The organism is Pseudorhodobacter sp. (assembly GCF_030452865.1).
Lineage (GTDB): Bacteria > Pseudomonadota > Alphaproteobacteria > Rhodobacterales > Rhodobacteraceae > Pseudorhodobacter.
Map to the genome: position 1 here is coordinate 1 of NZ_JAKDLJ010000204.1, position 6,419 is coordinate 6,419.

Consider the following 6,419-nt stretch of genomic DNA (forward strand, 5'->3'; position numbering starts at 1 on the left):
GCACCCAGCTATTGTTTCAGCGATGCCGCAAGCGACACCGGGCCGAATTACTTCAGCTCAACCTTGGCACCGGCTTCTTCCAACTTCTTCTTGAAGCCTTCAGCATCAGCCTTGGAGATGCCTTCTTTCACTTTGCCGCCAGCTTCAACCAGATCCTTGGCTTCTTTCAGACCAAGACCGGTGATGCCGCGCACTTCCTTGATGACGTTGATTTTGTTCGGGCCGGCTTCGGTCAGAACAACGTCAAATTCGGTCTGCTCTTCAGCAGCCTCAGCAGCGCCACCAGCAGCGGGGCCAGCCATCATCACAGCGCCGCCAGCAGCGGGCTCGATGCCATATTCATCCTTCAGGATGGTTTTCAATTCCTGTGCCTGAAGCAAGGTCAGACCCACGATTTGTTCAGCGAGTTTTTTCAGATCAGCCATTTTCTGTTCCGTTCAGTTTAAGATGGGTTCCAACGTCAGGTTTATCAACCACGCCGGATCATAAGATTGCTCAGGCGGCAGCCTTGTCCTCAATCGTGGACAAGATACCGGCGATGTTAGAAGCAGGCGCACCAATGGCCCCGGCGATGTTGCTTGCAGGCGCAGCGATGCAACCAACGATCGAAGCAATAAGCTCCTCACGCGACGGCATTGCGGCAACGGCTTTCACACCAGCAGGATCCAACAACGTGTCACCCATAGCACCACCAAGAATAATGAACTTTTCATTCTTCTTGGCGTACTCGTCCGCGACCTTCGCAGCAGCGACAGGATCATCGGAATAGGCCATCACGGTCATGCCCGTAAGCAGGTCAGCCATCTTTGCAGCGGGCTTCCCTTCAAGGGCGATCTTGGCGAGCTTGTTCTTGGCAACGCGAACAGAACCGTCGACTTTGCGCATTTGCGCGCGCAGGTCCTGCATCTGTGCAACCGTGATCCCGGCGTAATGGGCAACCACTACGACGCCAGAGCGCTCGAAGATTTGGCCGAGTTCCTCGACCACTTTCTCTTTTTGTGCTCTATCCACAGTTTCACTCCAAGTTTGGGAGTTTCCTCCCGGCTCATATTAGCCCCTTCCGAAGAAAGGGCGTTCGGGTCCTTTTACGGGTCCCGAGGCCAGATCACCCGAGGAAAACCCCGGAAAATTGTCTCGATCCCCATCTCAGGCAGGCTATTAAGGGCTTGCGCCCTCCCACCGTCTCGGACAGGACAGGGCCGTTTGGCGGCCCCGCCATCCTTTCCCCGCAGGGTCAGGAATTTCGTGTAGCGGGCAACGCGCCCGCCGCGCAATTACTTCGCAGCAGCCGAGGCCAGATCAACCGCAACGCCCGGACCCATGGTTGAAGACAGCGAAATCTTCTTCAAATAGGTGCCTTTGGCACCCGCAGGGCGGGCTTTTGTCACCGCATCGACAAAAGCACGGACGTTTTCGGCCAGTTTGCCAGCCTCGAACGAGGCTTTGCCGATACCCGCATGGATAACACCGGCCTTTTCGACCTTGAACTGCACTTCGCCACCCTTGGCATTGCCAACGGCACCCGCCACATCCATTGTCACGGTGCCAACCTTCGGGTTCGGCATCAGGTTGCGCGGACCAAGGATCTTGCCCAGACGACCAACCAGCGGCATCATATCCGGCGTTGCGATGCAACGATCAAAGTCGATCTTGCCGCCCTGAATGGCTTCCATCAGGTCTTCCGCGCCAACGATATCCGCACCGGCCGCCGTCGCCTCATCCGCCTTCGGGCCGCGTGCAAACACCGCGACGCGTACGGTTTTGCCGGTGCCGTTCGGCAGGGTCACAACGCCACGAACCATCTGGTCCGCATGACGCGGATCAACGCCGAGGTTCATCGCGATTTCCAGCGTCTCGTCGAACTTGGACTTTGCGTTTGCCTTGATCAATGCAACCGCATCATCAACCGAGATCATGTCCTTGCCAGCAAAGGCTTCCCGCGCCGCGCGCGTCCGTTTTCCAAACTTTGCCATGATTTACCCTTTAACCTCGATGCCGCAGGATTTGGCCGAGCCAAGGATGATCTGCATTGCGCCTTCAACGTCGATGGCGTTCAGATCTTTCATCTTGGTTTCAGCGATCTGGCGCAACTGTGCCAAGGTGATCGTGCCAGCGGTTTCGCGGCCCGGCTTTACCGACCCTTTGGGACGGTTGCGCTTGCCAACGGGCGGCAGGCCAGCAGCCTTTTTCAGCAGGTACGACGCCGGGGCAACCTTAGTTTCCAGGCTGAAAGACTTGTCCTGATAATAGGTGATGATCACCGGGGTCGGGGTTCCCGGCTCCAGATCCGCAGTCTTTGCGTTGAATTCCTTGACAAAAGCCATGATGTTCAAGCCGCGCTGACCCAATGCAGGGCCAACGGGCGGGGACGGGTTGGCTTGCCCCGCTTTCACTTGCAGCTTGAGCTGCCCGATAATCTTCTTGGCCATCTGGCCTCTCCTTTTATCACCGCGCCCCACCTTGGGGCGCATGGTTTAGTGGTTCGGTCTGCCCGCACAAGTTGCCCTGTGAAAGCGCGCCTCCCACGAGATGCACGTCAGGCCGTTTTGGTAACCTGCGTGAATTCCAACTCAACCGGGGTGGCCCGGCCGAAGATCGAGACAGTCACCTTCAGGCGGCTGTTCGCATCATCCACTTCCTCAACCATGCCCGAAAAGCCTTCGAACGGCCCGTCGGTCACGTTCACCTGCTCACCCATTTCAAAATGGATCAGGTTGCGCGGGGCGGTCTCGCCTTCTTCAACACGGTTCAGGATCACATTCACTTCTTCATCGCGCATCGGCATCGGCTTGCCTTGCGGACCCAGAAACCCCGTGACGCGATTGATCGAGGAAATCAGGTGATAGCCCTTGTTCGACATTTCCATGCGGACCAGCACATAACCCGGCATGAAACGGCGCTCGGACGTGACCTTCTTGCCGCGACGCACCTCCAGCACTTCCTCGGTCGGGACCAAAACCTCTTCGATTTCGTCCTCAAGCCCGGCTTCGATCACGGATGTTCTGATCTGCTCGGCAATCTTCTTCTCATAGTTTGAGAGAACGCTTACCGAATACCACCGCTTCGCCATGCCTGCTTCACCTATCTTATCCAAAGCCAGAGCTTTGGCAATTCCTTGATTTACGGACCAAATCCGGCCCGACCCAGAACAAAAAACAACGCGCGGCCCGAATCGCCGCGCGTTTTTGTCTCCGAATGATCGACCGGATACAGGCCAATCCCCGCGAATTCAAGGGGGAAGCCGCAATTCCGGCCGGTTTTGGCGCAGCTCTTACCCGATGCCGTTGATAACGGCGCTCAACCCCGATTTGATTGCAAGATCGACCAGCGCAAAGAAGGTCGCTGTCAAGGCTGCCATGATGAACACCATGATTGTGGTCAAGACCACCTCACGACGTGTGGGCCAGACAACCTTGGAGACTTCGCTCCGCACTTGCTGAATGAACTGAAGGGGATTGGCCTTTGCCATCGTTACGTCCTGACTCTTCGCTGCCTTTGACGCGCAGATACGCTTTCGCCGCGCATCTTTCAACCCCGCTGTAGCTGTCTACGACCATCCACATACTGCGTTCGCGCTCCTGTTCCGCAGATCACCGATGCGCCAACCACGCAAACAGATCCGGAAAGCGGCTTTTGATCTGGCGTGCGTGTATTCGCTCGGCAGCGACCGCCGCTGGCGGCAGCATCAGGCCCGCCAGACACCTGAGCATCAACCGCAGCGGCGGTGCTTTGCTCAACCTGCTGATGGTCTGCCTGATCCGTCTCGGCCAATCGCCTGCTTGCGATGCGTCAGGCAACATGGCCATAACCCCGCCTTGCGGGGCTGTCGTCGGGAGTACAAGCATGGCAGGCACAGGCGGCGCGGATTCAACGATTCTCGGGGCGGCCTGCCCCGAGGGGACAAACCCCTGCGGTACTCTATTTGCGATACTGCGGAGCAGGGCCGAGGCCGACTTGGAATTCCCGTTCGGCCCTTTCAAGAAAGCCCATGATGCCACACCGAAATTAGCGGTCACCATTTTGCTCACAACCAGAAAGACTTCATGAACCACTGATGGCTTCGCCCATCTTGGTCCGACACGGTGCCAAAGGCGAAAATCAAAGGGCCGACTTTTCACGATCGGCAGGGATCGCTGTGACCCGTTTTGCTCTCGGTGGTCGCTCAAATTCCGAGATCCCCAGCTTCACGGGGCACAGTCTGGAAGGCATCGCCAGAGTCCTCGATGTACGCTATTTGCACTGAGTTCCAACGCTGCCAGAATCGGCGCCACAGAAGTGGGGATTGCACGAAGCGCGAACAAAAACTCCCGACTGGTGGGTTGGCCAACGCGATGTTTGAGCTGAGTTATTGAGAAGGCTGGCAGGAGTTGGGGGACTCGAACCCACGACCCTCGGTTTTGGAGACCGATGCTCTACCAACTGAGCTAAACTCCTGTGCCTGTGCCGGGGGATAGGCCAAGAACTCCGGGAAATCAAGAGGCAAGTGGCAACCCACCGACAGCGGCTGCGGCGTCAGCCTTCGCCCCAACCCATCATCATCCCATCCGCCGCTCCAGCGCAGCCAGATCGCCAGCCATGATCAAAGGCATTGCGGCCTCAATCTGCGTGACAGGCCAATCCCACCAGGCGAGGGCGAGTATTCGCGCCACCTGTGCGGGGGCAAACCGCATCCGGATAACCCGCGCCGGATTGCCTGCAACAATCGCATAATCCGGCACGTCGCCGGAAACCACAGCACCAGCGCCGACAATGACCCCTGCCCCCAATCGCGTGCCTGGCAGGATCAACGCGCCATGGCCAATCCAGCAATCGTGACCGATATTGGTATCTGGCATCCCCTGAAAACCGCTCTTGTAAAGATCAATTTTGGTCATGTCGAAAACCGGAAACGGATAGGTCGAAACCCCTCCCATCGCATGATTGGCGGATGCTGTGATAAAGCGGACGCCATGCGCGATCTGGCAAAAGCGACCGATGCGCAACCGTTCCGGCGCGCCCGCATATGTATATGGTGCCAGATGCGCCGCCCAGTCCTGCGGCGGATCGAAATCATTGGCATAGGTGTAATCGCCAACCTCGATATTGGGATGGTCGATCACCCGTGCCAGATGCACCATTGACGGGTTTTCGGACCCGTCCGGAAACCGCATCGGATAGCGCCGGGCTGCATCGAGAAAGCCTTGGGTCATGGTGCCTCCATCCGTCGGTCAGCGATGATTTGCTGGCCACCTCATGCAGGGTCAACCTGCAACCAGACACCACCTTCGGGCCGCAGCGTCAAGATCATCACCGGCTTCGGCTCCCGCCCCGGCACCCGAGAAAACCGATGCCGGGCCAGCAGGGTTGCCAAAATGATCACCGCCTCCTGCAAGGCAAAATTCTGCCCGATGCAGACGCGTGGACCATCACCAAAGGGGAGATAGGCAAAGCGGTTGATCGCTTTGGGGTCGACAAAGCGGGAGGGGTCAAACCTGTCGGGTTGATCCCACAGCATGTGATGGCGGTGCAGGGCGTAGATCGGCAGCACAACGGTATCACCGGGCCGGATTTCGCGGCCGCACAACTCATCCGCAACCTGTGCGGTGCGCGACAGAAACGCCGCCGGGGGATACATGCGCAACGCTTCATCCACGATCTGGCGGGTCAACGGCAATTTGGCGATATCCGCAGCGCCCGCCGCCCGACTGCCCAGAACCTGCTGCGCCTCCGCCCGCGCGGCAGCCTGCACAGCGGGGTCAAACGCGCACAGATACAGCGCCCAGGAAAGGGTCAGGGCCGTGGTTTCATGGCCAGCGACGATGAAGGTCAACAAGTTGTCGCGTAATTCCGAGGTTGTCATCTTGCGTCCGGTTTTCGGGTCTTCGCCTTCCAGCAGGAGATCGAGCAGATCGGGAACCTGCCGCCGCCCGACCTTGCGCCGCTCATCAATTGCGGCATCCGCGATCCGCTTCATTTCGCGCATCGCAGCACCCGAAAGCATCCGCCCCGGACGCGGCACCCATCCCGGCAAGCCCAACAGGTCAAGCAATGACACTTTGGCGGCGTGGCTGATATAATCCTCAATCGCGCGATGAACACCGGCTCTGTCAAAACCTTCGCCGCCAGAAAAGGTCACGTCGGAAATCACTTCGAATGTTGCTGTCACCATTTCGGCAAACATATCGGCGGCCCGGCCTGCGGCGTTGGCAATTCTATCGCTTGATCGTTCCGCCGCCGCTGTCATCACAGGGGCCAATGCCGCCACATTGCGATGACTGAAAACCGGGGCAGCGGTGCGCCTTTGCCACAGCCATTCCGCCCCTTCCGCGACGAACAGGCTGTCACCGATCGCCTGCTCCAATATCAGCTTGGTCACGGTGGACTTTGGATAATCCTCCACCCGATCACGCAACACGCGCTTCAACGCCTCGGGGTCCATT

Annotated in this window: 8 protein-coding genes and 1 tRNA gene; all 9 read right to left on the reverse strand. The window is 58.3% G+C overall.

What is annotated here, in order from left to right:
• Window positions 1-47: 47 nt before the first annotated feature.
• The 9 genes from rplL to L0H65_RS12320 all read right to left on the reverse strand — a co-directional run bounded on the left by rplL (window position 48) and on the right by L0H65_RS12320 (window position 6,418).
• Window positions 48-425, reverse strand: coding sequence for a 50S ribosomal protein L7/L12 (gene rplL / locus L0H65_RS12280; RefSeq protein WP_301459343.1), 378 nt, complete (start codon window positions 423-425; stop codon window positions 48-50).
• A 70-nt stretch (window positions 426-495) separates the two neighbouring features.
• Window positions 496-1,011, reverse strand: a complete 516-nt coding sequence (rplJ, locus tag L0H65_RS12285; RefSeq protein ID WP_301459344.1) for a 50S ribosomal protein L10 — start codon at window positions 1,009-1,011, stop codon at window positions 496-498.
• A 263-nt stretch (window positions 1,012-1,274) separates the two neighbouring features.
• Window positions 1,275-1,973 carry a 50S ribosomal protein L1 gene (gene rplA, locus L0H65_RS12290; RefSeq protein WP_301459345.1) on the reverse strand — a complete coding sequence of 233 codons (699 nt, stop codon included), beginning with the start codon at window positions 1,971-1,973 and terminating at the stop codon, window positions 1,275-1,277.
• A gap of 3 nt (window positions 1,974-1,976) precedes the next feature.
• Entirely contained in the window at window positions 1,977-2,429 is a 453-nt protein-coding gene (gene rplK, locus L0H65_RS12295; RefSeq protein ID WP_301459346.1) for a 50S ribosomal protein L11, read from the reverse strand.
• Between the two features lie 107 nt (window positions 2,430-2,536).
• On the reverse strand, window positions 2,537-3,070 hold the full coding sequence (gene nusG, locus L0H65_RS12300; RefSeq protein ID WP_301459347.1) for a transcription termination/antitermination protein NusG: 534 nt from the start codon (window positions 3,068-3,070) through the stop codon (window positions 2,537-2,539).
• Window positions 3,071-3,271: 201 nt separating this feature from the next.
• Window positions 3,272-3,469, reverse strand: coding sequence for a preprotein translocase subunit SecE (gene secE / locus L0H65_RS12305; protein WP_301459348.1), 198 nt, complete (start codon window positions 3,467-3,469; stop codon window positions 3,272-3,274).
• A gap of 889 nt (window positions 3,470-4,358) precedes the next feature.
• Window positions 4,359-4,434, reverse strand: a tRNA-Trp gene (locus L0H65_RS12310).
• Window positions 4,435-4,535: 101 nt separating this feature from the next.
• The gene (locus tag L0H65_RS12315) at window positions 4,536-5,189 is read right to left on the reverse strand and encodes a CatB-related O-acetyltransferase (protein WP_301459349.1); all 654 of its coding nucleotides are present in this window, start codon (window positions 5,187-5,189) and stop codon (window positions 4,536-4,538) included.
• 41 nt (window positions 5,190-5,230) lie between these two features.
• A complete protein-coding gene (locus tag L0H65_RS12320; protein WP_301459350.1) occupies window positions 5,231-6,418 on the reverse strand; it encodes a cytochrome P450 in 1,188 nt (395 codons plus the stop codon).
• Window position 6,419: the final 1 nt, after the last annotated feature.